Source organism: Halorubrum tibetense (assembly GCF_042661865.1).
In the GTDB taxonomy this organism is placed as follows: domain Archaea; phylum Halobacteriota; class Halobacteria; order Halobacteriales; family Haloferacaceae; genus Halorubrum; species Halorubrum tibetense.
This window is the reverse complement of the sequence record NZ_JBHSWW010000525.1, coordinates 1-941: the sequence shown is the minus strand read 5'-3', so window position 1 is coordinate 941 and position 941 is coordinate 1. Positions and strand designations below refer to the sequence as shown.

Sequence of the window (941 nt, the reverse complement as noted above, 5' to 3'; positions counted from 1 at the left end):
TGATAGCCTAACTTGCCTTGCAGCACTTTTCTTTGAGCTTCAGACACTAATCGTCCTTCTTAGCCTTGGGCCGATAATCAACAGGCGCCTTACAGCATTCGTCCGGCTTAGTGCTATCCATATAGTTTTTGAAGTCTAAAACTACCGATATATTATAAAACAGCGGCACTTTCACTTCGTAATAAATAGTGATAATACTGCGATTACGCTCACGCTCAACCACAATATTATTAGCACCCTTAGAACGAACGCCATTGACCGTATAAAAATTTTGTAAATGTTTATGTATTTCAGACGGTGACATTTGATCTACGGTTTTATCCCTATCGCGCAAGGACTGTAAAGCACTGACGATGTATTGATTCTCAGAATAAACTGGGATCAACTTAAAAGCACACAACAGAAAAAAGCCTGAAACAGCCAAAACCAATAATAAACTGAGGGAACTCATACCCTTTTGATAATTCATTTCGTAGCGCTCCAACAACGATGAAAAGTGATTTATTGTATTGAGCCAAGGCGTTGAAAACTGGGCAGACTTAACATTTTCTCCCAGTGCATCCAAATAGCAAATGCCTGACCAACAATAGCGTCCTCTGCGACAAAACCCCAATCCCTACCATCAGAGCTATTGTCACGGTTATCACCCACCATTAGATAATGACCTGCGGGCACTTCCCACTGCCCGGACTGACTCAAACTACCCGGCACCATAGCACGGTGAATCTCATGGGTGGCTTCGCCCAAAGTCTCTTTAAGCACTTGGTATTGAGGTCTACCTACCGGTAGCTGCGCCAACAGTTCTGCCGGAACTTGGTTGCCATTGATGGTAAAAGTGCCATTATCCAAGCGAACACTGTCGCCAGGCAAACCCAGCACTCGTTTAATAAAATAGGTATCAGGTTTGTGCGGAGGAAAAAACACCATGACATCGCCACGAT

The 941-nt window shown here is 43.7% G+C and carries 2 protein-coding genes; both read right to left on the bottom strand.

Annotated elements, in window-relative coordinates:
• Window positions 1-46: 46 nt before the first annotated feature.
• Window positions 47-451 carry a DUF4845 domain-containing protein gene (locus ACFQEU_RS16715; RefSeq protein ID WP_379783974.1) on the bottom strand — a complete coding sequence of 135 codons (405 nt, stop codon included), beginning with the start codon at window positions 449-451 and terminating at the stop codon, window positions 47-49.
• A 50-nt stretch (window positions 452-501) separates the two neighbouring features.
• The coding region (gene lepB / locus ACFQEU_RS16710; RefSeq protein ID WP_379783972.1) for a signal peptidase I at window positions 502-941 on the bottom strand (440 nt) is incomplete at its 5' end.